The sequence below is a fragment of the Kibdelosporangium banguiense genome, from assembly GCF_017876405.1.
GTDB lineage: Bacteria > Actinomycetota > Actinomycetes > Mycobacteriales > Pseudonocardiaceae > Kibdelosporangium > Kibdelosporangium banguiense.
Window position 1 is genome coordinate 6329878 of the sequence record NZ_JAGINW010000001.1, and the last position, 26327, is coordinate 6356204.

Consider the following 26327-nt stretch of genomic DNA (forward strand, 5'->3'; position numbering starts at 1 on the left):
ATACCGGCAACGCCGAGGCCATGAAGTGCGGGAATAAACCGGCGCTTCGCTGCGGGTGAACATGCCCGGAGTTACTCCACGTCGACTCACACCAAGATCCGACGTAGCGTCGAAGGGTGAATCGTGGGCAGAACCTGCCACGCACGGCCGGGGAGCTGAAGGCCGCCGGTCATCGGGCGCGTGGCGTGAAAGTCGAGATCAGGGAGAACCTGCTGGCCGCCCTGCGTGGCGGCGGCAATCCCTGGCATGGAATTGTCGGTTTTGACCGTACTGTCCTGCCGCAGCTGGAACGGGCGCTGCTGGCCGGGCACGACATCGTCCTGCTGGGAGAACGCGGCCAGGGCAAGACCAGGCTGCTCAGGACACTGATCGGGCTGCTGGACGAGTGGTCGCCGGTGATCGAGGGCTCGGAGCTGGGGGAGCACCCGTTCGAACCGATCACGGCCGAGTCCCGCCGCCGGGCCGCCGAACTGGGCGACGATCTGCCGGTGGCGTGGCGGCACCGCTCGGAGCGTTACGCCGAGAAGCTGGCCACACCGGACACTTCGGTCGGCGACCTGATCGGTGACGTGGATCCGGTGAAGGTCGCGCAGGGGCGTAGCCTCGGCGACCCGGAGACCATCCACTTCGGACTCGTGCCGCGGGCGCACCGCGGCATCATCGCGGTCAACGAGCTGCCGGACCTGGCCGAGCGCATCCAGGTCGGCCTGCTCAACGTGATGGAGGAGCGGGACATCCAGATCCGCGGCTACACCATGCGGCTGCCGCTGGACGTGCTGCTGGTGGCCACGGCCAACCCGGAGGACTACACCAACCGCGGCCGGATCATCACGCCGCTCAAGGACCGGTTCGGCGCCGAGGTCCGCACGCACTACCCGCTGGACGTCGACGACGAGATCAACCTGGTCCGCCAGGAGGCCGAGCTGGTGGCCGAGGTGCCGGACGCGCTGATCGAGGTCGTCGCCAGGTTCGTCCGTAACCTGCGTGGTTCCGGCGCGATCGACCAGCGGTCCGGTGTTTCGGCACGGTTCGCGGTCGCGGCGGCCGAGACGCTGGCTGCTGCGGCGCTGCGGCGTTCGGCGATCACGGGCGAGGATGTGGCCGTGGCCCGGCCGATCGACCTGGACTCGATCCCGGCCGTGCTGCAGGGCAAACTCGAGTTCGAGGCCGGTGAGGAAGGCCGCGAGATCGAGCACCTGGTGCATCTGCTGCGCCTGGCCATCGCCGAGACCGCCAGGTCGGCGTTTGCCGGGCTGGACCTCAGCCCGCTGGAGGACGCGATCGGCGAAGGCCGGATCGTCACCACGGGTGAGCGTGTGCCCGCGTCGGAGGTGCTCGGCGCGTTGCCGGAACTGCCGGTACTACACGAGGTCGCCGAGCGTGTCGGCGTCACGCCGACGGATCCGCCAGGCCGGATCGCCTCCGCGGTCGAGCTCGCGCTGGAGGTCCTGTACTTGTCGCGCAGGCTGGCCAAGGACGCCGAGGACGGTACGGCGGTGTACGGGCCGTGACGAGTTTCGCGTACCGCCCCTGGCACGACGGGCCTGATCCGCTGGCGCCGCCGGTGGATCTGCGGGCCGCGTTGGACCAGATCGGCCGGGACGTGATGGATGGCTCCTCGCCCCGAGCCGCACTGGAAGAGCTGCTCCGGCAAGGCGTCCGCGGCACCCGTGGCCTGGACGACATGACCCGCCGGTTGTGGCAGCAACGCGCTCGCCTGCAGCGCCGTCATCGTCTCGACGGCACGCTCCAGGAGGTCAAGCGCTTGCTTGACGAGGCTCTGGAGGCCGAACGCAGGCACCTGTTCCCGGACCCGTCCGACGATGCCAGGTTCCGTGAGGCGCAGCTGGACAACCTGCCTACGGGCACGGCCGCCGCTGTGCAGGAACTGCAGAACTACGACTGGCAGTCGCCGCAGGCCCGCGAGTCGTACCAGAAGATCCAGGACCTGCTCGGCCAGGAGCTGATGGAGTCCAGGTTCCGCGGCATGAAACAGGCGCTGCAGAACGCGACGCCGCAAGATGTCGAGCGGGTCCGGGAGATGATGTCGGACCTCAACGACCTGCTCGCCGCGCACGCCCGGGGCGATCAGGACGTGCAGGCCCGGTTCGAAGAGTTCATGCGCAAACACGGCGAGTTCTTCCCGGAGAACCCGCGCAACGTCGAAGAGCTGATCGACGCGCTCGCGGCCAGGGCGGCCGCGGCACAGCGAATGATGAACTCGATGTCGGCCGAGCAGCGCGCCGAGCTGGGACAGTTGATCCAGCAGGCGTTCGGCGATCCCCGGCTGGCCAGCGAGATCAGCAAACTGGACCAGCACCTGCAATCGTTGCGGCCAGGGGAGGACTGGACCTCCCGTGGCCGGTTCCGCGGCCAGAACCCGCTGGGCCTGGGCGAAGGCGCCCAGGCGATGGAGGACCTGGCCGAGATGGACGCACTGGCCGAGCAACTGGGCCAGGCATATCCGGGTGCACGCCTGGAGGACATCGACCTGGAGGCGTTGGAACGGCAACTCGGCCAGGAAGCGAGTGTGGATGCCCGGCGCCTGGCCGAGCTGGAACGCGAGCTGCGCAACCAGGGCCTGCTGGAACGTGCCCAGGACGGCACGTTGCAGTTGTCGCCCAAGGCAATGCGGCGCCTCGGCGAGACAGCGTTGAAAGACGTCATCCAATCGCTGTCCTCCCGCAAGGGCGAGCGCGACACTGCCCGCGCAGGCGCCGCCGGCGAACCCACAGGCGGCTCCCGCCCCTGGGAATTCGGCGACACAGAACCGTGGGAAGTGTCCAGGACCGTGCGCAATGCCGTGCTGCGAACAGCTTCCACAGGTGGCGCGGTGACATTGGACGTCGCCGACGTGGAAGTGGTCGAGACCGAGCAACGCGCCCGCGCCGCGGTGGCGTTGTGCGTGGACACATCCTGGTCAATGGTCCAAGATGGCCGTTGGCTGCCGATGAAGCGCACGGCACTGGCACTGCATCACTTGGTACGAACCAGGTTCCGCAGTGACGCCCTCGAACTGATCACCTTCGGCCGTCACGCCACCAAAGTGGACATAGCAGAACTCACGGCACTGGAAGGAGTCTGGGAACAGGGCACCAACCTGCACCACGCCCTGCTGCTGGCCGGCCGGCACGTCCGCCGGCATCCGGACGCCCAGCCAGTGGTCATCGTCGTGACCGACGGCGAACCGACCGCCCACCTGGAGCCCGAGGGCGAAGCGGAGTTCAACTACCCACCACTGCCCAGAACACTCAGACTGACCCTGGCCGAAGTGGACAAGCTCGCCCGCCTCGGCGCCTCGGTCTCGGTATTCATGCTCGGCGAAGACGAACGCCTCAAAGCCTTCGTCGACATAGTCGCCCGCCGCAGCGGCGGCCGCGTGGTCTCCCCAGACCTCGATGGCCTAGGCGCCGCCGTCGTCAGCGACTATCTGCGAAATCGTCGGCGGTGACCAGGCTCTGGTAGACGGTTTCGGGCTTGACCATGAAACCGTGGACCTGCTCCACCACTGAGCACGGCCAACCGCCCGGGTGTACTGGCCATTGGCCCACCCGGGCGGACAGCCAAGGCGGTGGCCGAAAGCGTCGGGCCTGTGCCTGCTCAGCGTGCCGCGGACAGCCGGAATGAGACGCGGCAGGTGTTCACGAGCGACGACGAGGATGTCCTCATCCTCCACAGTGGTCTCGTCGGTGAGCATCTCGACGGCGTCCAGGTAGCCGTACATATCTTGTCGTAGAAGGAAATGCGCACGTTCGAGAGCGGATGTCGCGGTGCTCATGAGGCCCTCCAAGGTTTGAATCGGTCGCCCTTGGACAGTGGCACCACCCTCAATCTGGTGCAACATTTCAGACCGAGATATGCCACAAGTTCACTCTATCGGTGGGTAGTTTTTCGGCTACTGTCTGCTCATGACCCAACATGCCGGTCCTGGCATCCGTCGGCACCTTCTGGCCAAGTCGCTGGTGCGCCATCGCGAAGCGGCCGGGCTGAAATTCGAGGACGTGGTCCGTCGACTGGACTTCTCCAAGTCGAAGATCAGCCGCATCGAGAACGCGACAAGCAGTGTGTCCATAGTAGATACCCGTGCTCTGGCGAGGTTGTATGGGGTCGATGACGCCGAGGCCGACCGGCTGGAGTTGATGGCCAGAATCGCCAAGCAGCGAGGCTGGTGGCATGTCTATGGTGACTCGTTGGTCGACTGGTTCACCGACTTCGTGGTGCTGGAGTCCGAAGCTGTCGCGATCAATATCTACGAGATCGATCTGATCCCGGGGTTGTTGCAGACGCCCGAGTACGCGCGTTGGATCATGCGTGCTTGTGCTCCTGATGCCTCTGATGAGGTCATCAACGACCGTGCGGAGGTCCGGCAGACCCGCCAGCGCCGTGTGGAGTCCGGCGAGGTTCAAGTGTGGGCGATTCTTGATGAAGCGACCCTGGCACGGGCGGTTGGCAGCTACGAAGCCCGCGTGGAGCAGTTGCGGCATCTGCTCAAGCTCGCCGAGCTTCCCAATGTCACTCTTCAGGTCCTCCCTTTCGTCAAGGGGCCGCATATGGCGATGGGAACGGCGTTCCATCTTCTGAAGTTCGCCGAGTACCCCAGTGTCGTATACATCGACAACCTCACGGGTGGTCTGTACTTGGATGGCCCGTATGACATCGAGCGCTATATGCTAGTGCTGGACCATTTGCGGGCCCTCGCGCTTGACCCCGCTGAGTCGGTGGCGATGGTGAAGCAGGTGATGGCGCGAGTCGAGGCTGGATACTGAGGAGAACGCGATGCATGCCACCGACTTCTTAGGAGCCACCTGGCGCAAAAGTAGTCGTAGCAACGGGACTGGGGCCTGTGTCGAGATTGCTTGGCGCAAGAGCAGCCGGAGCAACGGCGGTGGAAACTGTGTTGAACTCGCGTTGAGCGCCGAGGTTGGTGCTGTCCGTGACAGCAAGAACCCCGATGGTCCCATGCTCACCTTCCCGGCTGCCAGTCTCGCCGCCTTCCTGGCCCAGCGCTGACCCAGTCACGGGAGCCATGGAAGCGCATATCGATCTCAGGGCGGCTACTGCGGCTGACCGCCGCTTCATCGAGGACATGGCGGTCGAGGCGTTCAACTGGAATCCGGACCGGGCCTCGCTCAGCCGGGAGAAGGTTCTCAGCGACCCGCAGCTGAACAAGTACGTCATCGACTGGCCGCGGGAGGGTGACTCGGGTGTGATCGCGGTCGGCCCTGGCGGGGAATCCATCGGGGCGGCGTGGCTTCGGTTCTACACCGCGGAGAATCCGGGTTACGGCTTTGTTTCCGAGGATGTGCCTGAGCTTTCCATCGGTGTGGTCGCCGGGTGGCGGGGCAAGGGCGTCGGCACGGCGCTGATCCGGGCGGTTGTGGCGACTGCCGGGCGGGTTTCGCTGAGTGTCGAGCGTGCCAACCCTGCCCGTGATCTCTATCTCCGGGAGGGATTCCGCAGTCTCTCCTCTGACAAAGACGCGGACACCATGGTCCGGGATTAGCCGGCCACACCGTGAAATAACTGTGAACAGTTTGGTCCTTTCGGCCGTGCCGCGGGCAGTCGGTGCGTTGGTTTTCTCCAAACCATGCGACGACTACGAATCGCGGTCACTGCTGCCTTGGGCGTGGCGGTGGCCTCGATGGCAGCCAGCCCTGTGTCCGCAGCACCCCAGGCCGTGGAAGAGACCACGCCGATCTACTCGTACGCGGACGCCATCCGTGAGGATGTGTTCGTCGAATCCCCGATGGACAGCGACAAGGACGGCAAACTCGACCGGATCGCCATCCAGATCATCCGGCCCAAGGAGACCGCGACCGGGCTCAAGACTCCCATCGTGATGGAGCCGAGCCCCTACTACCGTGCTACCACCGCCGTGGCGCCCGTGGGCTTCCGTGGCTGGTACGACGAGTTCTTCGTGCCCCGCGGGTACACCGTGATCGAAGCGGAGATGCAGGGCACCAGCCGGTCCCAGGGCTGCCCGACCACGGGTGACGCCGAGGACACGCAGTCGATCAAGTCGGTCGTCGACTGGCTCAACGGCCGCGCGAAAGCCTACTACGCCAACGGTTCCGAGTCGGTCGCGTCGTGGAGCACCGGCGCCGTGGGCATGGTCGGTGTCTCGTACAACGGAACACTCCCGAACGCGGTCGCCGCGACCGGCGTCGAAGGCCTGAAGACGATCGTGCCGATCGCCGCGATCTCCAGCTGGTACGACTACACCCGCGACGCCGGCATCGGCTACCAGGGCGGGTGGGGCACCAGGTATCCGGAATACCTCGCGAACTATGTCGTCAGCGCCGCCGCCAAGACGAAGTGTGCCGACTTCATCAAGTCCCTGGGCGACAACGCAGGTGACGACACCTACGACTACACGCCGTTCTGGGCCGAGCGCGACTACCGGCCGGACGCCGCCAAGGTGAAGGCGTCGGTGCTTCTCGTGCACGGCATGGAGGACTGGAACGTCAAGCTCCGGCACGGCATCAAGTGGTGGGACGAACTGGCCAAGCAAGGTGTGCCGCGCAAGATCTGGCTGCACCGCAGTGCCCACATCGACCCGGTGAGCGCGCGGCCGGACGAGTGGAAGCGCCAGATGCACCGCTGGATGGACCACTGGCTGTTCGGCATGGAGAACGGGATCATGAGCGAGCCGATGGCCGACATCCAGCGCCCCAACGGTTCCTGGGAGACCCACCGCAGCTGGCCCGACGCGGCGGCCCGCCCGATGCGCCTGAACTTCGGCCCGGCAGCCAGCGGTGTCGCAGGCACCCTCCAAGCAGGCAGCCCGACCGCAAGCGCGCAGACGTTCACCGACAGCCGCACCCAGTCCGAGACCACCGCGATGGCGGACTACACCGTCGCCGCCCCGAACAGGCTCGTCTACGTCACCCCGCCGGTCTCCAGGGACACCCGGATGTCCGGCACACCCAAGGTCAACGTGACCGTGCAGTCGAGCACAGCCAGTGCCCCGCTGACCGCCCTGCTCGTCGACTACGGGCCAGGAACCGCGATCACACCACTCGACTTCTCACCTGAGGAGTTGATGAACCAGAAGTGCGACCTCATCGACGTCGAACTGCGCATCAACTGCGCCGAGCCCCAATCCGAGCGCGCCCTCGCCGTCACCGCCCAGGTGATCACCCGTGGCGCGATCGACCTGAAGAACCACTCCTCAGCCACCTCAGGCACACCACTGACACCCGGCCAGTCCTACAAGGCAACCTGGGAACTGCACGGCAAGGACTACGTCATCCCAGCAGGCCACCGCATCGGCCTCGTCCTGATGGCCAACGACCGCAGCTACATCACCCTCGACCAGGCCGCAGGCGCCCTGACCGTGGCGCTCGACACCAGCAGCCTCGACATCCCCATCGTCGGCGGCAGGCTCTGACTCATTGATCGACAGGCGGCTGTGACCCCGGTTGCAGCCGCCTGTTCTCCTACATCAGATGTCCGGGGCGACCCCGAGCGGCGATCCGGGCAGGATCCGTCCGCACTCGACGAGCACACGGCTGATCTCTACGCGGTCCGGCAGATCTGGAAATCGAAAGAGGGGCCCGCGTCGGCGAACATCCGACAGGCAGCCGCGATGGCGCTTGTGGAACACGCCACCGGTGTCCGGCTGACCGCGGAATTGCTGGACAGTCTCAGCGGTGAACCATGGCAGTGGGTCATGCTCTCTCGCACCCCACGCCCGCTCTCCTGACCCAGCGGCAGAACGCGGGTTGAGGGGAATGGGCCGGAACCGGTGGCCGGGCCCGGCCGTTGCGCCAACTATGGTGATGTTTCACCCCGTCGCTGACATGAACGCGCGAGCGTCGAGCGAGCCGCTCGGGCAGCCGTGAGTCTGGTGTGGGTCAGCGTTCCTTCGGTGGCATGAAACCGGCCAGCGACAGCAGGTAACGGTGCCCGGGGAGGCCGGACAGGATGACCTCCTCGCCTGTCGGGACGAACCCGACGCGGCTGAGCACTGCGCGGGAGCCGGTGTTCTCGTCTGCCGCGGACGCCTTCAGGCTCCGCAGTCCGTAGTCCCGCGTTGCCATCGCGCACAGTTGGCGTACAGCAGCCGTGGCCAGTCCTTGGCCCGTGGCCTTCTTCGCGATCCGGAACCCCAGATCGGCGGAGCCATCGGCGACGTCGACCAGGTTCACGCGGCCCAGCACCTCGCCGTTGTCGCCGGCTACCACATGAAAATGGCATATACCGGCATCCTGCTCCGCGAGCAGGGCGCGAAACCGTTGCTGGAATTCGGCGAAATAGTCGTCTCCTCGGTCGGGTACTGATGCCGCGAAGTAGGCGCGGTTCTCCTGCTCGAACGCGAGCACGGCAGCGGCGTGGTCAAGACGGAGGCGTTCGATCTTGGGCACCGGAGCACCGTACACACCAATCACACTGTGACATCTGTGTGACCGCTGCACCCGTACGCTGGCGTTTCGGTTCGGAGTCGGGCCTGGGAGGGCGATGGATGAGGGTCCTGGTGGTCGAGGATCATGTGCGGCTCGCTCAGTCCGTGGCACGGGTACTGCGGCGCGAGGGCATGGCGGTCGACGTGGTGTTCGACGGGGCGGTGGCGCTCGAACGTACCGTCGAGGTGGACTATGACGTGGTGGTCCTTGACCGGGATCTGCCGGGTGTGCCCGGCGACGAGGTGTGCCGTCGGCTGATGCGGGAGCCGCTGCGCACACGGGTGCTCATGCTGACGGCCGCCGGCACTGTCGCCGACCGGGTGGAGGGTCTGTCCCTCGGCGCGGACGACTACCTGCCGAAGCCGTTCGCGTATCCGGAGTTGGTGGCGCGCATCCGGGCGCTCGGCCGGCGGGCCCAGCCTGCTGTGCCGCCGGTCCTGGTACGTGGTGACCTGGCGCTGGACCCGGCCCAGCGGATCGCCACCCGGGACGGCAAGCGGCTGGCGCTCAATCCCAAGGAGCTGGGTGTCCTCGAATGCCTGCTGGCCGCTCAGGGCCGGGTGGTCTCCGCCGAGGAACTCCTGGAACGGGTATGGGACGAGGCCGCTGACCCGTTCACGACAACGGTGAAGGCGACCATGAACCGCTTGCGGTCCAAGATCGGCGAGCCGCCCGTCATCGAGACCGTTCCCCGGGCCGGCTACCGGATCTGAGCTGAAGAGGAGTCCTCGTGGGTCTGCTCTCCCACATCTCCGGCATGCGGGTCCGGCTACGGCTCACCCTCCTGTACGGCGTGCTTTTCCTGCTCTCCGGCGCCGTGCTGCTGACCATCACCTACCTGCTGGTCGCAGGCAGTGGGTCGAACGTCGCGCTGTCCACACACAGCGCGACGTCCTCCGGCGAGCAGAGTGTCAGCATCATCCTGGGCGAGAGTCTGCCGGCGGACGCCCGGCTGACCGAGGCGGAGCGGCGCATCGCCGAGACGGTCCAGCAACAGTCCGTCCAGCAACACGCGGAGACCATGCATCAGCTGCTCGTGCAGTCGGGTGTGGCGCTCGCTGTCATGTCGGTGGTCGCGGTCGTGCTCGGCTGGCTGATGGCCGGGCGGGTGCTGCGGCCGTTGCGCACCATGACCGCCACCATTCAGCTCATCTCGGCACGGAACGTGCACGAGCGGCTGGCTGTCACCGGTCCGCGCGACGAGTTGAAGAGCCTCGCGGACACCGTCGACGGGCTGCTTGGCCGGCTGGAGTCCGCGCTCGACTCGCACAAGCGGTTCGTCGCCAACGCCGCGCACGAACTGCGGACGCCGCTGACGCTGGAACACGCCCTGCTGGAAGAGACCGTCCTCGACACCGACACGACGGTTGAAGGGTTCCGCGCCCGGTTCAAGGAACTGATGGTCGTCAGCGACCAGCAGGCCCAGCTCTTGGGGTCGCTGCTTGTCCTGGCGACCAGCGAGCGCGGCCTGGACCGCTGGGAGAGCGTCGATCTGTCCGAAGTGGCCGGTGACGTGCTGCAGGCCGCCGAACCGAAGGCACGGCAACACAATCTGGCTGCTGCCGCGGAGGTCCGGCCCGCGCGTGTCGTCGGCGACCCCGCGCTCGTCTCGCGCATGGTGGCCAACCTGGTCGACAACGCGATGAGTTACAACATCGCGGGCGGGCAGGTAGAGGTGGCGACGGGCACGGAGAATGGGCGTGCCTTCCTGTCGGTGGTCAACACCGGGCCGCTTGTCCCGCCGGAGATGGTGGCGCAGTTGCTCAGCCCGTTCGAACGGCTCGACCGTACGGCCACCGACGACGGTCACCACGGCCTTGGACTGTCCATTGTGGAGGCGATTGCCGTTGCCCACTCGGCGGACCTGACCCTGCGCGCCCGGCCGGCCGGTGGTCTCGGGATCAGAGTGCTGTTTCCTGTTGCGCAAAAGCCGGTCGAGGAAAGCGGTTCTGTGCCCGTGCTGTGACCGGTCGGAGCGTAGAACATTGCGCATGCCGAACAACAAACGTCCACTGTGGGCTGTTTCTGTATCCTTTCTGCTGCTTGCCATGGCAACGGCGGGTTGTGCCACGGATGAGGACCCGGCGGTCGCGACCGCGAACCCCGGCAGGACAAGCAGCGCCGGTCCTGCGGGCGACAGCGAGGCGTCGCTGTTGAAGTTCTCGCAGTGTGTGCGCGATCAGGGCTTCGCGTGGTATCCCGACCCGCAGCCCGACGGCGGTCTGGTGGTGCACAACCCCGACGGCGTCGACCAGGGCAAACTGGACAAGGCAGAGCAGGCGTGCAAGAAGTACCAGCCCGGCCAGGGCCAGCAGGGCCCGGTTCCCGCTGAGGATCTCAAAAAGATCCAGCAGATGGCCCAGTGCGTACGGGATCACGGATTCGCGAAGTATCCGGACCCCGACGCGAACGGCTCCATCACGATCGACGCCCAGGTTCTCGGGGTCGAGCCCAACGACCCGGCCTTCCGCAAGGCGATGCAGGAGTGCCAGAAGTTCATGCCGGCGCCCAAGGGCAGCAAGGGCAACTCTTGATGGGTGCGCGACGCACTACGCGTGTGGTCGCCGGTGTGGTCTCGGCCGGGGCCGTGGCCGCCGCGATCACGGTCGTGAATCTGCCGGACGCCCGCAGCAGCCCCGACCCGGCCAAGACCACGCCGGTGACCACCACCGAGATCACCAAGCAGACGCTCACCGACCGGGAGAACCACGGCGGCACGCTCGGCCACGGCGACACCACGACCATCTCCTCGCGTGGCGACGGCACCGTGACCGGGCTGCCCGCGGAGGGTGCGACCGTCATCCGCGGCGCGGCGCTCTTCCGCCTCGACAACAAGCCGGTCACCCTGCTGTACGGCTCGCTTCCCGCCTATCGCACGCTTTCGGCGGGCGTCAAGGGCACCGATGTCACGCAGTTCGAGCAGAACCTCTGGGCACTGGGCTACCGGGGATTCACCGCCGATGAGACCTACAACGCCTCGACCGCTTCCGCGGTCAGCAAATGGCAGAAGGACCTCGGTCTGATCCAGACCGGATCGGTCGATCCCAGCCAGATCGTGTACGCCACCGGCGAAGTGCGCGTGGACTCGCTCAGCCTGCAGGTAGGGGCCGTGGTCGGGCCCGGCGCCGCGGTGGAGAAGGTCACCGGCACCGCGCCGCTGGTCACGGCCGAGCTGGAGATGGCCTCGGCGCGCCTGGCCAAGCAGGGTGCCCCGGTGCAGATCACGCCGGCCGACGGCAAGCCCGTACCGGGCCAGATCATCAAGGTCGTCACAGTCGTGAGTCCTGGCGAGAACGGCGACGGGTACACAACCAAGATCCACGTGACGATCGGTTTCACCTCGGCCGTCCAGAGTCCGGGCCCGGCCGCCGTCACCGTGGCGTTCACCGCCGGCGAGCGGCCCGATGTGCTCGCCGTTCCGGTGGCCGCGCTGCTCGCGCTCGCCGAGGGCGGGTACGGGGTGCAGGTCGTCGAGGGAGACGCGACGCGGATCGTGGCCGTCGAGACCGGACTCTTCGCCGACGGCAAGGTGGAGGTCACCGGGAACGGGGTGCAGGCCGGCATGAGGGTGGCGGTGCCGTCATGAACCCCCTCGCCGGCCACCCGGTGATCGAGCTCGCCGGCGTCACCAAGGCCTATCCCGGCGGAGTCACCGCGCTCCGATCGGTCGACCTCGTTGTCGGCCACGGCGAACTACTGGCGATCGTCGGGCCGTCCGGATCGGGCAAGTCCACGATGCTGAACCTGATCGGCACGCTGGACCGGCCGTCGCAGGGCACCGTCCGGATCGACGGGCACGACGTGGCGGCCCTGTCCGACCGGCAGCTCTCCGCGCTGCGTGCCCGGCACATCGGCTTCGTCTTCCAGCAGTTCCACCTCGCACCGGGCAGCGACGCGCTCGGCAACGTCGCCGACGGCCTGCTCTACACCGGAGCCGGCAAACGGGAACGCAAGCGGCGCGCCGAGGCCGCGCTGGTGCGGGCCGGTCTGGGCGACCGGCTCACCCACCGTCCTCACCAGCTCTCCGGCGGCGAACGCCAACGGGTCGCCGTCGCCCGCGCGGTCGCCGGCGACCCGCTGCTGCTGCTCGCGGACGAGCCGACCGGAAACCTCGACTCCGCATCTGGCGCCGGGGTGATGGGGCTGTTGCACGAGCTGCACAAGGCAGGCACGACGGTCCTGGTCATCACGCATGACCGGGACATCGCCGACAGCCTGCCGCGCCAGGTGTCCATGCGCGACGGACGGGTGGTCTGAGATGTCCCTCAAACCCGCCCGGCTACGCCCGTCGGACCTGGCCCGGCTCGGCGGATACGGCCTGCGCTCGCGCCCTCTGCGTGCTGTGCTGTCGGCGCTGGGTATCGCGATCGGTATCGCGGCGATGACCGCGGTGGTCGGCATCTCCGCATCCAGCCGCGCCGGCCTCGACCAGGAACTGGCCAAGCTCGGCACCAACCTGCTGACCGTGTCGCCCGGCACCACGATGTTCGGCAAACGGGCCACGCTGCCGGACGAGTCGGTCGCCATGATCAAACGAATCGGACCGGTCCAGTCGGCCACCGCGACCGGCGTGCTCAGCGAGACCTACGTCTATCGCAACGACCGGATCCCGACGGCGCAGTCGGGCGGCCTGTCCGTGCTGGCGGCCCGGCTCGACCTGCTCGACGCGGTCGGCGGTGTGCTCGACCACGGCGCCTGGCTCAACGCGGCGACCGACCGCTACCCGGCGGTGGTACTCGGTGCCACGGCGGCCGAGCGGCTCGGGAACGTGCCGGCCGTCTACATCGGAGGCCGGTGGTGGGTCGTGGTCGGAGTGCTGCGGCCGTTGCCCCTCGCGCGCGATCTCGACTCGGCGGTGCTCATGGGGTGGCCGGCGGCCACTACCTATCTGGGCTTCGACGGGCATCCGACGAAGGTCTACACGAGGTCGGTGGAGTCGCAGGTCGAGGCGGTGCGCGCGGTTCTCGCACCCACGGCCAACCCACAGGCGCCGGGTGAGGTGCAGGTCTCGAAGCCGTCCGACGCGTTGACGGCGCGCCGCGCCACCAACGCGACGTTCACCGCCCTGCTGCTCGGACTGGGCGCGGTCGCGCTGCTCGTGGGCGGGATCGGTGTCGCCAACACGATGGTGATCTCGATACTGGAACGACGCCCCGAGATCGGCCTGCGCAGATCACTCGGCGCCACCAAAGGACAGGTCCGGACCCAGTTCGTCGCGGAGTCGCTGCTGCTGTCGCTGATCGGTGGCGCGTTCGGCGCGTTGCTCGGCTATGTGGTGACCGGGGCGTACGCCAAGACGCAGCAGTGGCCCACCGTGGTGCCGCTGTGGGTCCTCGCGGGCGGCGTCGGCGCGACCGTGCTCATCGGCGCGATAGCGGGCCTGTACCCGGCGATCCGCGCCGCTCGCCTCGCACCCAACGAGGCCTTGGCGACGACCTGACGTCAAGTCGTTCACATCCAACGGAAAGGGTATCCATGCATTCCGTCTCTCGACGGCGCCTTCTGGGCGCTGCGCTCGCCATCGTCACCGGGCTGACAGTGTTGCCGCAGCAGGCAAACGCGGCAACTGCGACAACCGCAGTCGCCCTGTCATTGCCGGCGCCGACCGGCCCGCACCGAGTGGGTGCGACCATGCTCGACCTGAAGGACACATCTCGTGCCGATCCGTGGGTACCGGCCGATCCGGCCAGGGAACTCATGGTCACCATGTGGTACCCGACCGACGTGAACCGCGGCAGGACGATTCAGTACCAGACGCGGGCGGAGTCGCAAGGGTATGTCGCGGGCAAGCACATCGAGGAATACCTCTCACCCGACAGTCTCAGCGAAGTACCCACCCACGCGTACCTCGACGCGCCACCGGCCGGGCGGCCGCGCAGCCTTCCGCTCATCGTGCTCTCACCCGGCTACACCGCGCATCGCAGTTCCCTGACCAGCCTGGCCGAGGATCTGGCCAGCCATGGGTACGTCGTGGCGGCGATCGACCACACCTACGAGACGTACGCGATCCAGTTCTCCGACGGCCGGATCGCCACCTGCGCCACCTGCGCGATCGACAACGACCAGGACACCTTCTTCCCGAAACTGCTCCAGGTGCACGCGGCCGACGTGTCGTTCGTGCTGAACCAGTTGACCGGCGCGCGCCCGGCCTGGCCGGGCAGCCGCCTGATCGACACGTCCCGGATCGGCATGGCCGGGCACTCGGCCGGTGGCGCGGCGGCGCTCCCGGCCATGCTCGCCGATTCCCGCATCGACGCCGGTGTCGACCTGGATGGCACGACCTGGTTCCAGGTTCCCGGCAGTGGCCTGTCCCGGCCGGTCCTGTTGCTCGGTACGCAGGCCAAGCACTCACCGGGCAAGGACCCCGCGTGGGACCAGGACTTCAGCCGGCTGACCGGCTGGCGGCGCTGGTTCACGGTGGCCGGCACCGTACACAGTTCGTTCGCCGACTACGGTGTGTTCATCGATCAGATCGGTGTGGACCAGGGCGCCACCACCACGGGCCTGCGCTCCATCGACATCACCCGCCGGTACACCCTGGCCATGTTCGACCAGCACCTCCGGCACATCCCGCAGCCACTGCTGGACTCCGCGTCACCCTGCTTCCCCGAGGTCGCCATCGAGGCGACGTAGTTCCCGCTTTGCGTCCATTGTGGACTATTGCTTGCCGGGGCGTGGTGTCGCGCTGGAACTTCCGTGCCGCCGTTCGCGCGACGCCCGCAGATAGCCCATGACCAGGGATTCCAGGTCGGGTTCGGTGCCTGCCCAGCCTTGCGGGGCCGGCCTGGAATCCCGCAGCAGCAGGGTGGACTGACGCTCGGTGCGGGTCGCACTGATCAGCGTTCCCTCCACAGCGGACTCGTCCGCCGCCGGGCCGACCAGGATCCTGTGCTGCGCCAGGACTTCCTCGATGTCGCCGTCGAGGTGAACGCGGCCCTCGTCGATCAGCAGGATGTGGTCGCACACGTCGCGGAGGTCGCTGAGCAGGTGCGAGGACATCACGACCGTGGTCGCGCGGTCGGCGACCTCGGTCATGATGATCCGCAGTGTCTCGTCGCGGGCCAACGGATCCAGGTCGGACAGTGGTTCGTCCAACAGCAGCAGCCGGGGGAGCCGGCCCAGCGCCATCGCGATGGCCACCTGGGTCAGGGCTCCCGCCGACAGAGTGCCGACCTTCGCGTCGTAGTCCACGCCCGCCAGCAGCCCGAGCACTTCGTGGACCCGGTCTGCCGACCAGCGGTCGTTCATGGCCGCGCAGGCGCGCGCCAGTTCGCGCACTGTGAGGTCGCGGTAGAGCGAACGGTTCTGTGCCAGGAACGAGACGTCCGGATGGATGCGGCCCCGCATGGGAGTGCCGAAGGCCCTCAGCTCACCGGTTGTCGGGCGGACGAGGCCCGCCGCCATGCGCAGCAGGGTGCTCTTGCCCGCGCCGTTCGGACCGACCAGGGCGACGACCTTCCCTTCGGGGATGGCGAAACTGCAGTCGCGGACCGCCCAGTGGGTGCGGTATCGCCTGCCCACGGCAGTGGCGGTCAAGGGTTTCATGGTCGTTCCTCGGCGGGGTAGTACTCATCGCGGACCGCGGAGTACAGGGCGTCGACGTCCTCGACGATGAGGCCACCCTGCTGGGCACGGCCCATCCAGTCTGCCAATTCCTGCCGGAGCGGCGCGTCGTCGCCGGCAGTGGCCTCGGAGAACAGTGACTTGGTCACGAAGGTGCCCAGGCCGCGACGGGCCTCCACCAGTCCTTGCCGTTCCAGTTCGCGGTACGCCTTGAGCACGGTGTTGGGGTTGACGGCGGTCGCCTCCACCACCTCCCGCGCTGAGGGCAGCCGGTCGCCGGGGGTCAGCAGTCCCAGTCGCATGGCTTGGTCGACCTGCTGCACGATCTGCATGTATGTGGAGACCCCGGAGCGCCGGTCGATCCGGAACTCGATCACATCGGTCAGCATAGGTGCTCCCCCAGCTCAGAGCTTGCACCACACTCAGCTCTGCCGCCGCAGCACCCAGGCGGTACCCACCAGCAGCAGGATCGCGAGCCCACCGAAGATCGCCGCGTCGACCAGGTGCACCTGCCAGGCCTGGCTTTCCGGGATGAAGGACGCGTACTGCCTGGCGAGACCGGACTTCGGCAAGCACGCCAGGAAGGCCTCCTGCGTCCCGGTCGACTTGCAGTTCTGGAGCAGGCCGGCGACGCGCTCGCCGGGGACCGGTTGCCCGGCGGCGTCGAGCCATCCCTTTTCGAGCACCAGGCTGCCGTCCTGGTACACGGTCAGCTGCTTGTCGGGCGCGAGCTCCACGCGCTGGGCGGGTACCAAGTTGTCCACCAGACCGGACAGGGCGAAGCGCATGACGACGAAAGCGCCTAGCCCCGCGGTCATCGCCACCAGAGTTCGGCGGGACACCACGCCGATGAAAGTGCCGAGCGCGAAGGCGAACAGCGTGTAGCCGACGGGCGAGGCGTGCTGGATGCCGAAGTTGAGGGCGGTGAACGCGCTGTTCTTCAGTGGGCCCAGGGTGCCGGCCGCGGTCAGCCACGACGACACCAGGTACTGGAGTGTGATCAGCAGGATCAGCGCGGGTGCCAGCGCGATGGCCAGTTTGCTGAGCATCCACCGGGTGCGGCTCACCGATTGGGTGAAGGCCAGGACGTGGGTGCCCTGTTCCAGTTCCCGGGCGAAGAGCGGGGCGCCGATGAAGACGCCGATCAGAGCGGGGACACCGATGATCATGGCCCGCGCGATGTCCAGCGGGTTCGACCATTGCTCCTGGAAGGCTTTCGCCGCCTCGGGTGCCGCGCATTCCTGGAGGGGCAGCGTCACACAGCGGGCGAGTTGCGAGGAGTTGATGGCGTCGATCATGTTCGAGCGCAGCAGGGTGATGACGCCCGCGCCGACGACCAGCATGCCGAGCAGGGTGATCAGTTGCGCGCGTTGCCGCCGCCAGGAGACCCAGATCATGCCGCTTCCTCCTGTACTGCCTGGCGCATCCGGTTCAGTGCCAGTTCACCGAGTGGGGTGCCGTTGGCACTGAGCTGATCGACGTCCCCGGCCAGCAGGATCAGTCCTTTGTGGAGCAGGACCAGGTGATCGCACACGCCTTCCAACTCTGCCAGCACGTGCGAGGACAGCAACACGGTGATGCCCTGAGTCCTAGCCTCGGCGATCAGGGTGCGCAGCACGGTCTCGCGGGCCAGCGGGTCCAGATCGGCCAACGGCTCGTCGAGCAGCAGCAGGCGCGGACGCTTGCCCAGGGCCAGCGCCAGGGCGACGCGAGTGCGCTGACCGCCGGACAGCGTGCCCACCTTCGCGTCCATCGGCACCGCCGCCTGCCCGATCAGGTACTCCGCGTAGCCCTGGTCCCAGGTCGAGTTGGTCCGCGCCCCGAACGTCAGCGTCTCGGTCACGGTGAACTGCGGGTACAGCGGCTTCTGCTGGGCCAGATAGGACACCGCGGGGTGCAGCCCCTTGCCCGTCGGATGGTCGCCGAAGACGGTGATCCCGCCGGTCGACGGCCGCAGCAACCCGGTGATCAGCCCCATCAGTGTGCTCTTGCCCGCGCCGTTCGGGCCGACGAGGGCCACGATCCGGTTGTTCGGGATCACCAGGGATGTCTCCCGCAGTGCCCACCCCCTGCGGTACTTCTTGCCCAAACCTTGGGCGATGACTGGAAGTGCCTGGTCAGGCTGCCTTCGTAGGTTCATGGCCGTCTCCCGTCCGTCGTCGGCTGCGGCCAAGGTAACACCTTTCACTAGTTAAATAGTGGACCGGGTGATTCCCGCCTCGCAGGGGCAACCTGACGGCCGGACGCGCGTCGAAACGACTGGAGTGTCACTGGCCCTGGATGCGGAACACCGGGAAGCCGGGGGCGATCTCCAGCAGCCGCTGCGTGCTCGACTCGGCGTTGACGTCCTCGAAGAAGCGGCCGACTTCCCAGGCCCACTTCTTCAGGTACAGACGCAGGATCTCCGGCTTGTCGGCGTCCTCGACCTCGACCGCGGTGAAGGGTTCGGCCTTGCGGCCGAGGCGGAGTTCGCCACCGCCGGCGGCGCGCATGTTGCGGACCCACTGGGTGTGGCCGCGAGGGGCGACGAGGTAGCGCTGGCCTTCGTAGGTCATCGGGTTCACCGGGGTGGTGCGCCATTCGCCGCTCTTGCGGCCGCGCACGGCCAGGATTCGGCTGCCGGCGAGGCTGATGCCGATCTTGGTGAGCCACTTGGCGATGCCGTTGACGATCTTGTCGGCCTTGGTGCCCTTGATGTTGCGGGTCTCGGTCATGGTGTCTCCCGGTAGCTCGCGAGAGCGGTGCTCTCTGTTAAGAGCAGTGAACACCAGGAGTGCAGGAGTGTCAAGAGCGGTGCTCTCTGAATTGTGCAGTGCTCTCGTTGATGGCAGACTGGCCGTCATGAACGCTGGGAGAACGGCCAGGGACCGGGCCAGGGCCGAGTTGACGCAGGAGATCAAGAACGAGGCACGCCGGCAGCTCGCGGTCGACGGCGCGCAGAAGCTTTCGCTCCGCTCGGTGGCCCGGGAACTGGGGATGGTGTCGTCGGCGCTCTACCGGTATTTCCCCAGCAGGGATGAGCTGCTCACCGCGTTGATCATCGATGCGTACAACGCCCTGGGTGAAGCGGCTGAAACGGCTGTGGCGAGTGGTTCGCCGCGGGAGAGGTGGCGCCGTGCGTGTCATGCGGTGCGGGACTGGGCGCGGGCGAATCCGCATGAGTACGCCCTGATCTACGGTTCGCCGATTCCCGGTTATGTCGCGCCGCAGGACACGGTTGTGTCAGCGGCGCGGGTTCCGCTCGCGATGGTCGGCATCCTGCGGGAGGTCGAGCTCAAGCCTGTGTTCGACGGCCCGCCCCTGACCGGCGGGCTGGCGGGGCAGTTGCGGGTTCTCGGCGTGCAGATCGCGCCCGAGTTGTCGCCGGAGACGCTCAATCGCCTACTTGTGGTGTGGACGCAGCTGTTCGGGATGATCAGCTTCGAGTTGTTCGGTCAGCTGGTCGGCAGTGTCGACCCGGCCGACGAGTTCTTCGACCACACTGTTGGGCAGTTTTGCGACTTCGTCGGCCTTCCGGTGACATCTTGACGGTTCCTTAACTTCACAAGTTTGTGAAACTAGTGTACGTCTTGAATTATGACGACTCCGACTGTCTCGGGCCTGCCGACCCAGCGCCCGAACCCCCTTGACCCACCGCCGGAAATCGCCGCGCTGCGCTCGGCCGACCCGTTGGTACGCATGACGTTCCCGGACGGGCACTTCGGCTGGCTCGCCACCGGCCACCACGTCGTGCGCGCCGTGCTGGCCAGTCCCGCGTTCAGCAACCGGGTCGAGAAGATGCACGCGGTCATCCCGATGAAGCGTGACATCGACCCGGCCGCGTTCGGGACCCTGCCCGGCATGTTCAACCGGATGGACGGCGAGGACCACGCCCGCATCCGCCGGATGCTGACCGGCCAGTTCACTGTCCGCCGGATGACCCAGCTCGAGCCGCGGATCGCCCAGATCGCCGAGGAACACCTGGACGCGATCGAGAAGATGGGCCCGCCGGTCGACCTGGTGCCCACGTACACCCTGCCGATCCCGTCGCTGGTGATCTGTGAACTGCTTGGTGTGCCGTACTCCTATCGGGGGAGGTTCCAGCAGGACGCGGCTGTGCTGCTGAACCTTGAGTCCGAAGCCGAGCCGGCGATGCAGGCGTGGATGTCGCTGCAGCAACTGTTCGGCGAGCTCATCGACCGCAAACGCGCGGACGGGGGAGACGACCTGCTCAGCGGCCTGATCGCGCAAAACGAGCTCAGCCAGGGAGAACTGAGCATCATCGCGATGATCCTGCTGATCGCCGGGCACGAGACGACCGCGAACATGCTCGCGCTCGGGACGTACACCCTGCTGCAGCACCCGTCCCAGATGGCCGCCGTCATCAAGGATCCGGCCACCGCGGTGGAGGAGCTGCTGAGGTATCTGTCGATCATCCATTTCGGACCGGTGCGGACCGCCCTCGAGGATGTCGAGATCGACGGGCACCTGATCAAAGCGGGGGAGTGCGTCGCGATGTCGGTGCCCGGCGCGAACCGTGACCCGTCGAAGTTCGACGCCCCGGACTCACTCGACGTCACCCGGCACGCGCAGGGCCACGTCGCGTTCGGCCACGGCATCCATCAGTGCCTAGGCCAGCAGCTGGCCCGTATCGAGATGCGGATCGGGTTCGCGGCCTTGCTGCGCAGGCTGCCTTCGCTGGCGCTGGCCGGCGAAGTCCGGTTCCGCGACAACATGTCGATCTACGGCGTGCACAACCTGCCAGTGACCTGGAACCACAACGCATAAGCGTGGATCCGGCGTGTGGCCCCAGATGATGTCGTAGACCCGGCGTAGGGTCGGGCACGGTGAATTCGGCGTTATTGATCAACTTTCCAGTGAGCTGAGAACAGTCCCGGCAATGGAGGAAGATCATGATCGTTATGTTGACCGCGCTCGAACTGGAGTACCTGGCGGTCCGCGCGCATCTGACCGATGTGCGGGAGCAGCGTCACCGCGCCGGCACCAGGTTCGAAGTGGGCCGGATCAAAGCCAGTCCCCGCAACCGGATCGCGATCGCCGCCACCGGCATGGGAAACCTGACCGCGGCGGCCCTGACCGAACGCGCGATCGCGGAGTTCCGCCCCGCGGCCGTGGTGTTCGCCGGTATCGCCGGTGGCCTCAAGCCGTGGCTGGATCCCGGCGATGTCGTTGTGGCCACAAAGGTTTACGCCTATCAAGGCGGCCGGAGCTAGGACGATGGGACGCGCCGTCCTGATGTCACAGGGCGCACGCAACGCCATGCGGGCGCGGGTGAACAAGGCGCCGGTCCGTTACTCCGCCTATGTCGTGCTTGTGTTCCTGCTGACCAAAAGCGGCGTCCGGAAATCGAAGTCGACCTGAACTTCCTTGACGGCAAGCTGCATGACGAACGCCGTACCGCGTTCTCCTACAACTCCCTTGCCTCCGCCAGGGTCGCCGAGGTCGGGGAACGGGCCGCCAACGAGGAAGGCTACCTGTCCGACAGCAGCCGGCCGCTGGAGAACGTCCGGCTGCGCAGCCGCGAGTTCCGGCTCAGCCTGGTCAACTCCGAGGAGATCAAGGTGAAGGTGGAGAACTTCAGCGGCCTCACCGACTACGCGATCGAGGAGGAACCGGAGTTGTTGCGGATGGCGCTGCAGGCGTCGGGTATCGCGGGCGCCATCCACGTCCTGGAGGCGGTCGCCGCCGAAGGACGCGACTGGATCGTCCGCGACCAGGAACGCCGGCAACGGCGATCGCAGGAATGGACCGGCTATGAGGACGATCCGAGACCGTGATCACGGCGGTTCACGCGTTGATCTGCGAGGATGCGGATGTGAGCATCCCATTGCATGTGCAGGAGTTCGGTGAGGGCCGGCCGTTGCTGGCGTTGCATGGTCTGAGTGGCCATGGGGGACGGTGGCGGCGGTTCGCGGCGAGTCAGCTGGACGGGTTCCGGGTGATCGCGCCGGATCTGCGGGGGCATGGTGCTTCGGTGGCGTATCCGCCGTGGAATCTGGAGCAGTTCGTCGCCGACGTGCTGGGGGTGATGGACGGGTTAGGGCTTGAGCGGGTGCCGGTGATGGGGCATTCGTACGGCGGCGCTATTTCCGTCCACCTCGCGGCAGCCGCACCGGAGCGGGTGGAACGGCTTGTTCTTGTCGATCCGGCGTTGGGGCTTGATCCTGTCGAGGGTTTGCAGGACGCGGAGGAGGCCCGCCAGGACAAGTTCTTCGACGATCTGGCCGCCGCGCGGGCCTCACAGCTCGACCGGTGGCCGTTCGCGTCCGACGAGCAGCTTCAGGATGAGCTGGACACCAACTTCGTGCAGGGCGAGGACGGCCGGTGGCGGCGAAACTATGTCGCGGCGATGGCGGTGACCGCGTGGAGTGAGATGTCGCGGCCGTTGCTGATTCCGCCCAGGACTGTGCCGACTCTGCTCCTTCCCGCGCTGCAGGCGGATTTCGTGTCGCCGTCGATGGTCGAGGCCTATCGGGCTGTGCTCGGGGACAACCTCACTGTGCGGGAAATCGACTGCGGGCACTCCATCCACCTTGAGCGGCCGGAGGAAATGGGCAAGGTGGTCAACGCTTTCCTTCAGGGCGCGACCACGTAAGCCGAGGACGGCGTGCATTTCGAACTGCTCAGGAACTGCTTGTCGCACGCCTGCACATGCAGGACGTAGGAGGCGTCCGGGGACAGGCCGGTAATTGTGTACTCGTTGCCGGCGACCTCGACGCTGACGACGTCCTGACCGTCGAGGGCGCGCCAGCTGACGTTGAAGGCGTCGGCGATGCCCCAGTGCCACGCCACATGGACGGTCGTCCCGGCTCGGTCAGCGCGGACCACGCAGGGACGGTCGTGGGCCACACACGGCCCTCCGACTGTCTGGGGTGGTTGGTAGGGCGTGCCGAACTCGACGGTCACATGCCCGTCGGCCATTTGTGTGATGTGGCCGCCGCGGAAGTTCACGAAGTCCATGGAGCCGTCGCCGAGCCCGGCGCCGGTCGGCTCGCCGAGCCTCGCCCAGTTCGCCTGCCAGAGGTCGAAAGTCTCGTTCGGCAGCATGAACGGGCCGAACTCGGACGTCGTGATGACGCCCTTGGCCATCCGCACGTAGCGCTCGCCGCCCGCTGTGCGGCTGGTCTGCCCGACCGGGCAACCGGCCTGTCCCGACTTGCCTTTGTGGCGTACCCACCACGCGCGGATTTCCTGGTCCTCAGGCTGGAACGGGCAACCGTAGACCTCTTCGTGGTTCGTGTGGACGGTCTGCACGATGATGACGATCGAAGCCGTCATCGCCACCGCGGCCGTGATCAGGAGTACAAAAGGGACCCATCGTGCGTTGGCTCTGGCGTTGCGCGGTGCCGGCTCGACCCGGTCGATCAGGCGCGCGTTCTGGGTCTGGCGCCACGCCCACGCGATCGCGAGCGGGACCACGGCCAGCACGCCCGTGCCGATCGCGAACTCGGCCTGCAGCTCGATCGCCACACCCGTTGTCGCCGACACGCCGAGCACACCGAAACCACTGATCACGATCGCTCTCGCCAACCGCCACCACCATGGTGCGTCAAGCATCTGCCGCGCCCACTGCCGCGCGTCGTGCCAGACGTCCGGATCGGGATGCGGTATGCCTTGCCGGGCGTGCCGGACCACCGCCCGGCGTTTCCGGAAGCCCAGTTGCCACCAGGCGATCTGGTTACCGGCGACCGCCGCGAGGCTGAGCATGTCACCGAGTGTAAGGAGGAGCTGATCAAACCGACACGGGTACCGGATCACCCCGCGCCGATGCTTCTTGTCCTGGTGTTCCGCTGGTGTGCGTTCACCTGGATGGCGATCGTCGCGGCGATCGGCGGCCAGGTACGGGAACAGGCGGCCACAGTGGCCGTCCTCACGCTACTGGTCACATTGGGCTGGACCGTCTGGCTGACGCTGGCCGCGGTTCGCAAACCCTTTCCGGTGCTCGTGGCCGACTTGACACTCGCGATTGGACTCGTGCTGGCCGGCGGGTATTTCCATCCGACGCAACATGTGCTGACGAACCATCCGTCGGTCACAGGTGCGTACCCGATGGCGGCCGTCGCGGCGTGGGCGGTGATGCGGCAGATCCGTGGTGGACTGATCGCGGGCGCGACCGTCGCCCTCACGCTGCCTTTCGGGTATCTGCTAAATGGTGCGCCGCTGACCGGATTGTCTTTCTCCCAGACGCTCCAACTGGTCGCGTCCGCGCTGTCGTACGTGCTGGTCGGACTGGCGGTGGGGACGGCTTCGCGTCAGTTCAACAGGCTGACGCGGGTGGCAGCGCGCAGTACCGAGCAGGCTGCCCGGCTGGCGGAACGTGAGGAGCTCGCTGCTCGTATCCACGACGATGTGTTGCAGCACTTGGCGGTGGTACGGCGCAAGGGGTTGGACCTCGCCGACCGGGGTGAGCCCCGGCCAGGTGAGTTGCGCGCGTTGATGGCGGCGGTGGGGCAGCAGGAGAAGGCGTTGCGGGGCATGGTTCTGCCCCCTGAACACAAGCCGCCACAAGGTTCCGCCTCGCTGGCGGAGGCCTTGAACGCCTTGGCCGGTTCGTATGAGGTGGCTGCGTTCTCGTCGGAGGTCTTGGCGAGTGGCCCGATCGTCCTACCGGAACACGTCGTGACCGAAGTGGTCGCGGCCGCCAGGCAGGTGCTGAACAATGTGGTCAAGCACGCGAAAGCCACACAGGTATGGGTTTCCGCTCTCGAAGAGGCGGATCGGATCACGGTCTTCCTGCGGGACAACGGTGTCGGGTTCTCGTTCGACGAGGAGCGACTACGCGCAGCCGGGCGGCTCGGGCTGCTGGTCAGCGTCCGGGGCCGGATCGAACGGCTGGGCGGCGAGGTCGTCATCCGGGGCAGGCCCGGCCGTGGCGCCGAGATCGAGCTGCGACTGCCGTGACATTCTGGACATATGCGTGTCCTAGTCGTCGACGACCATCCGGTGACCAGAGGCGGGGTCGTGGCCGGTCTCGCGCCTGAGTTCACCGCCTTCGAGGCGGACAGTATCGAGTCCGCGTCGAAGTCGGTGGCGGCGGACTCGCCGCAGGTTGTGCTTGTGGACCTGCAGCTCGGCGACGAGAACGGCGTGGATCTCATTCAGGCGCTTGCCGAGCGGCATCCCGGGGTCCGGATTCTGGTGCTGTCGCAGGCGCCGCTCGCCGACGTCGTTCAGGCGATCCGTGCGGGCGCGCACGGCTATGTCGGCAAGAGTGCGTCCACAGCGGACCTTCGGGCGGCCGTCCAGGCGGTGATCGACGGTCCGGTGGTGCCGCCTGAGTTGGCCGCCCGGCTGGTCGCCGAGTTCCGTCAGGACTCCAGCCTGACCGCGCGGGAACAGGACGTGCTGCGGGCGCTGGCCCGCGGGTTCGACAACCGGGAGATCGCCGACGACCTGGCGATCTCCGTGCGGACGGTCAACCGGCACCTGGAGTCCATCCGCGACAAGCTCGGTACCCGGCGGCGGTCGGAACTGATGCGGATCGCCCGCGAACGGCACTCTGGGTGAAGATACCCAGCCGGATGGGTTTTACCGGGCGTTTTCCCGATCGGCTGAATGCGTGAAAATATCCCCCGCAGGTTGTTTGCCAGAGGGGGGAAACGCTGTGGAAAAGGCCGACGGGACGATTCAGGAATACCTTGGCTTCGGGCAGTCCGCCGGATCGGGTGGATCACCGGATACTACCCGCTGCCAGGGCGAGGGCGTGCCGTCGGCCTGGGCATAGCCGGGTTTTCCCGCCGAACGGCGATGCACTGATATCCAGCGTCACCAGGGTGCCCGCCGGAATGAGGACCGAGCCGATCCGGACGTCCTCCAGGGCTTTCCTGCGGGTGACCCGGACGGGTGGCCGGCGCATGACCAGTTCGGCGATGGGGGTCAAACCGTCGGCAGCTGCGATCAAGGCTGCGGTGGCGTCACATGCCTGGACGAGGATTCCGATCCGGTTCGCGGTCACGTCCGGATCGGCGTCGGGCAGGGCCGATACCAGGTGCGCCACGGCTGAGTCCGGCGCGACCTCGTAGACACCCTGGTACGCCGCCGCGACCGCCCGGACCGCGGTCACGGCGGCCTCCACGTCAGCGATTCCGAGCGCGGCGGCCAGCACCGCGACGGGAACGTATCGCGGGTCCACATCGGACTCCGCTGCCTGTGCCCGGAGCTCCTCAGGGTTCAGCCGCGCAAGCTCAGCCTCAACGATCGCACGCAGCCGCGCGTGCTCGCTGCCGGAGGTGAACCGCGCGACCGAGGCACGTAGCCACGCCATGGTCCCGACCGGTCCGGCGGGCGGCGCGGGCGGCGGCACGAACCGTGGATCAGTGAGAATCTCCTGCACAGCGGGTCCGGTGATGTCCATGGTCG

30 protein-coding genes and 1 pseudogene are annotated in these 26327 nt (G+C 67.2%); 22 read left to right on the forward strand and 9 right to left on the reverse strand.

The features are described from left to right. The first annotated feature begins 116 nt into the window (after positions 1 to 116). Both JOF56_RS29775 and JOF56_RS29780 read left to right on the forward strand, forming a co-directional pair. A complete protein-coding gene (locus JOF56_RS29775; protein WP_209642790.1) occupies positions 117 to 1511 on the forward strand; it encodes an ATP-binding protein in 1395 nt (464 codons plus the stop codon). Beyond that, positions 1508 to 3451: a vWA domain-containing protein gene (locus JOF56_RS29780; protein WP_209642791.1), complete on the forward strand. Its 1944-nt coding sequence runs from the start codon at positions 1508 to 1510 to the stop codon at positions 3449 to 3451. The genes JOF56_RS29775 and JOF56_RS29780 overlap by 4 nt, the downstream gene beginning before the upstream one ends. Here JOF56_RS29780 and JOF56_RS29785 read toward each other — a convergent pair. Then, positions 3404 to 3778, reverse strand: a complete 375-nt coding sequence (locus JOF56_RS29785) for a hypothetical protein (protein WP_209642792.1) — start codon at positions 3776 to 3778, stop codon at positions 3404 to 3406. The genes JOF56_RS29780 and JOF56_RS29785 overlap by 48 nt on opposite strands. A gap of 130 nt (positions 3779 to 3908) precedes the next feature. Between JOF56_RS29785 and JOF56_RS29790 the strand changes: the two genes are divergently transcribed. The 5 genes from JOF56_RS29790 to JOF56_RS58330 all read left to right on the forward strand — a co-directional run bounded on the left by JOF56_RS29790 (position 3909) and on the right by JOF56_RS58330 (position 7705). Further along, complete coding sequence (locus tag JOF56_RS29790) at positions 3909 to 4766, forward strand: helix-turn-helix domain-containing protein (RefSeq protein WP_209642793.1); 858 nt, start codon at positions 3909 to 3911, stop codon at positions 4764 to 4766. 10 nt (positions 4767 to 4776) lie between these two features. Further along, positions 4777 to 5010, forward strand: a complete 234-nt coding sequence (locus JOF56_RS29795) for a DUF397 domain-containing protein (protein ID WP_209642794.1) — start codon at positions 4777 to 4779, stop codon at positions 5008 to 5010. Between the two features lie 16 nt (positions 5011 to 5026). Further along, positions 5027 to 5503 (forward strand): GNAT family N-acetyltransferase, encoded by a 477-nt coding sequence (locus JOF56_RS29800; protein ID WP_209642795.1) that lies wholly within the window; start codon positions 5027 to 5029, stop codon positions 5501 to 5503. 84 nt (positions 5504 to 5587) lie between these two features. Then, positions 5588 to 7390: a Xaa-Pro dipeptidyl-peptidase gene (locus tag JOF56_RS29805; protein WP_209642796.1), complete on the forward strand. Its 1803-nt coding sequence runs from the start codon at positions 5588 to 5590 to the stop codon at positions 7388 to 7390. A 21-nt stretch (positions 7391 to 7411) separates the two neighbouring features. Next, the gene (locus tag JOF56_RS58330; protein ID WP_209642797.1) at positions 7412 to 7705 is read left to right on the forward strand and encodes a DUF6461 domain-containing protein; all 294 of its coding nucleotides are present in this window, start codon (positions 7412 to 7414) and stop codon (positions 7703 to 7705) included. Between the two features lie 151 nt (positions 7706 to 7856). On the opposite strand, the gene JOF56_RS29815 is transcribed toward JOF56_RS58330, so the two are convergent. After that, the gene (locus JOF56_RS29815) at positions 7857 to 8366 is read right to left on the reverse strand and encodes a GNAT family N-acetyltransferase (protein ID WP_209642798.1); all 510 of its coding nucleotides are present in this window, start codon (positions 8364 to 8366) and stop codon (positions 7857 to 7859) included. Between the two features lie 98 nt (positions 8367 to 8464). Between JOF56_RS29815 and JOF56_RS29820 the strand changes: the two genes are divergently transcribed. The 7 genes from JOF56_RS29820 to JOF56_RS29850 all read left to right on the forward strand — a co-directional run bounded on the left by JOF56_RS29820 (position 8465) and on the right by JOF56_RS29850 (position 15038). Beyond that, positions 8465 to 9118 (forward strand): response regulator transcription factor, encoded by a 654-nt coding sequence (locus JOF56_RS29820; protein ID WP_209642799.1) that lies wholly within the window; start codon positions 8465 to 8467, stop codon positions 9116 to 9118. 17 nt (positions 9119 to 9135) lie between these two features. Further along, complete coding sequence (locus tag JOF56_RS29825) at positions 9136 to 10371, forward strand: sensor histidine kinase (RefSeq protein WP_209642800.1); 1236 nt, start codon at positions 9136 to 9138, stop codon at positions 10369 to 10371. 82 nt (positions 10372 to 10453) lie between these two features. Then, a complete protein-coding gene (locus JOF56_RS29830; RefSeq protein WP_209642801.1) occupies positions 10454 to 10939 on the forward strand; it encodes a hypothetical protein in 486 nt (161 codons plus the stop codon). Beyond that, positions 10939 to 11991, forward strand: a complete 1053-nt coding sequence (locus JOF56_RS29835) for a peptidoglycan-binding protein (protein WP_209642802.1) — start codon at positions 10939 to 10941, stop codon at positions 11989 to 11991. Before JOF56_RS29830 ends, JOF56_RS29835 begins: the two co-directional genes overlap by 1 nt. Next, the gene (locus JOF56_RS29840; protein WP_209642803.1) at positions 11988 to 12662 is read left to right on the forward strand and encodes an ABC transporter ATP-binding protein; all 675 of its coding nucleotides are present in this window, start codon (positions 11988 to 11990) and stop codon (positions 12660 to 12662) included. The genes JOF56_RS29835 and JOF56_RS29840 overlap by 4 nt, the downstream gene beginning before the upstream one ends. Before the next feature lies 1 nt (position 12663). Continuing rightward, positions 12664 to 13845, forward strand: a complete 1182-nt coding sequence (locus JOF56_RS29845; protein WP_209642804.1) for an ABC transporter permease — start codon at positions 12664 to 12666, stop codon at positions 13843 to 13845. A gap of 35 nt (positions 13846 to 13880) precedes the next feature. Then, a complete protein-coding gene (locus JOF56_RS29850) occupies positions 13881 to 15038 on the forward strand; it encodes an alpha/beta hydrolase family protein (protein ID WP_209642805.1) in 1158 nt (385 codons plus the stop codon). Positions 15039 to 15062: 24 nt separating this feature from the next. On the opposite strand, the gene JOF56_RS29855 is transcribed toward JOF56_RS29850, so the two are convergent. The 5 genes and pseudogenes from JOF56_RS29855 to JOF56_RS29875 all read right to left on the reverse strand — a co-directional run bounded on the left by JOF56_RS29855 (position 15063) and on the right by JOF56_RS29875 (position 18682). After that, positions 15063 to 15950, reverse strand: coding sequence for an ATP-binding cassette domain-containing protein (locus tag JOF56_RS29855; protein WP_209642806.1), 888 nt, complete (start codon positions 15948 to 15950; stop codon positions 15063 to 15065). Next, positions 15947 to 16345: a GntR family transcriptional regulator gene (locus JOF56_RS29860; RefSeq protein ID WP_209648563.1), complete on the reverse strand. Its 399-nt coding sequence runs from the start codon at positions 16343 to 16345 to the stop codon at positions 15947 to 15949. Before JOF56_RS29860 ends, JOF56_RS29855 begins: the two co-directional genes overlap by 4 nt. Before the next feature lie 45 nt (positions 16346 to 16390). After that, a complete protein-coding gene (locus tag JOF56_RS29865; RefSeq protein ID WP_209642807.1) occupies positions 16391 to 17365 on the reverse strand; it encodes an ABC transporter permease in 975 nt (324 codons plus the stop codon). Between the two features lie 224 nt (positions 17366 to 17589). Next, positions 17590 to 18108: pseudogene (locus tag JOF56_RS29870) on the reverse strand (ATP-binding cassette domain-containing protein); the annotation flags it as partial. 127 nt (positions 18109 to 18235) lie between these two features. Further along, on the reverse strand, positions 18236 to 18682 hold the full coding sequence (locus JOF56_RS29875; protein ID WP_209642809.1) for a nitroreductase family deazaflavin-dependent oxidoreductase: 447 nt from the start codon (positions 18680 to 18682) through the stop codon (positions 18236 to 18238). 127 nt (positions 18683 to 18809) lie between these two features. On the opposite strand from JOF56_RS29875, the gene JOF56_RS29880 reads away from it, so the two are divergent. The 6 genes from JOF56_RS29880 to JOF56_RS29905 all read left to right on the forward strand — a co-directional run bounded on the left by JOF56_RS29880 (position 18810) and on the right by JOF56_RS29905 (position 22563). Further along, entirely contained in the window at positions 18810 to 19496 is a 687-nt protein-coding gene (locus tag JOF56_RS29880) for a TetR/AcrR family transcriptional regulator (protein WP_209642810.1), read from the forward strand. Between the two features lie 48 nt (positions 19497 to 19544). After that, the gene (locus JOF56_RS29885; RefSeq protein ID WP_209642811.1) at positions 19545 to 20735 is read left to right on the forward strand and encodes a cytochrome P450; all 1191 of its coding nucleotides are present in this window, start codon (positions 19545 to 19547) and stop codon (positions 20733 to 20735) included. A gap of 125 nt (positions 20736 to 20860) precedes the next feature. Continuing rightward, positions 20861 to 21181: a phosphorylase family protein gene (locus JOF56_RS29890; RefSeq protein WP_209642812.1), complete on the forward strand. Its 321-nt coding sequence runs from the start codon at positions 20861 to 20863 to the stop codon at positions 21179 to 21181. Positions 21182 to 21185: 4 nt separating this feature from the next. Next, complete coding sequence (locus JOF56_RS29895; RefSeq protein ID WP_209642813.1) at positions 21186 to 21329, forward strand: hypothetical protein; 144 nt, start codon at positions 21186 to 21188, stop codon at positions 21327 to 21329. Positions 21330 to 21529: 200 nt separating this feature from the next. Continuing rightward, positions 21530 to 21745, forward strand: a complete 216-nt coding sequence (locus JOF56_RS29900; RefSeq protein ID WP_209642814.1) for a hypothetical protein — start codon at positions 21530 to 21532, stop codon at positions 21743 to 21745. After that, positions 21742 to 22563, forward strand: a complete 822-nt coding sequence (locus JOF56_RS29905; RefSeq protein WP_209642815.1) for an alpha/beta fold hydrolase — start codon at positions 21742 to 21744, stop codon at positions 22561 to 22563. The genes JOF56_RS29900 and JOF56_RS29905 overlap by 4 nt, the downstream gene beginning before the upstream one ends. On the opposite strand, the gene JOF56_RS29910 is transcribed toward JOF56_RS29905, so the two are convergent. After that, a complete protein-coding gene (locus JOF56_RS29910) occupies positions 22545 to 23675 on the reverse strand; it encodes a fibronectin type III domain-containing protein (protein WP_209642816.1) in 1131 nt (376 codons plus the stop codon). The genes JOF56_RS29905 and JOF56_RS29910 overlap by 19 nt on opposite strands. Before the next feature lie 60 nt (positions 23676 to 23735). Between JOF56_RS29910 and JOF56_RS29915 the strand changes: the two genes are divergently transcribed. Both JOF56_RS29915 and JOF56_RS29920 read left to right on the forward strand, forming a co-directional pair. Next, a complete protein-coding gene (locus tag JOF56_RS29915) occupies positions 23736 to 24869 on the forward strand; it encodes a sensor histidine kinase (protein ID WP_209642817.1) in 1134 nt (377 codons plus the stop codon). A 12-nt stretch (positions 24870 to 24881) separates the two neighbouring features. Beyond that, the gene (locus JOF56_RS29920) at positions 24882 to 25475 is read left to right on the forward strand and encodes a response regulator (protein ID WP_209642818.1); all 594 of its coding nucleotides are present in this window, start codon (positions 24882 to 24884) and stop codon (positions 25473 to 25475) included. Between the two features lie 163 nt (positions 25476 to 25638). On the opposite strand, the gene JOF56_RS29925 is transcribed toward JOF56_RS29920, so the two are convergent. Then, positions 25639 to 26322, reverse strand: coding sequence for a hypothetical protein (locus JOF56_RS29925; RefSeq protein WP_209642819.1), 684 nt, complete (start codon positions 26320 to 26322; stop codon positions 25639 to 25641). Between the last annotated feature and the right edge of the window lie 5 nt (positions 26323 to 26327).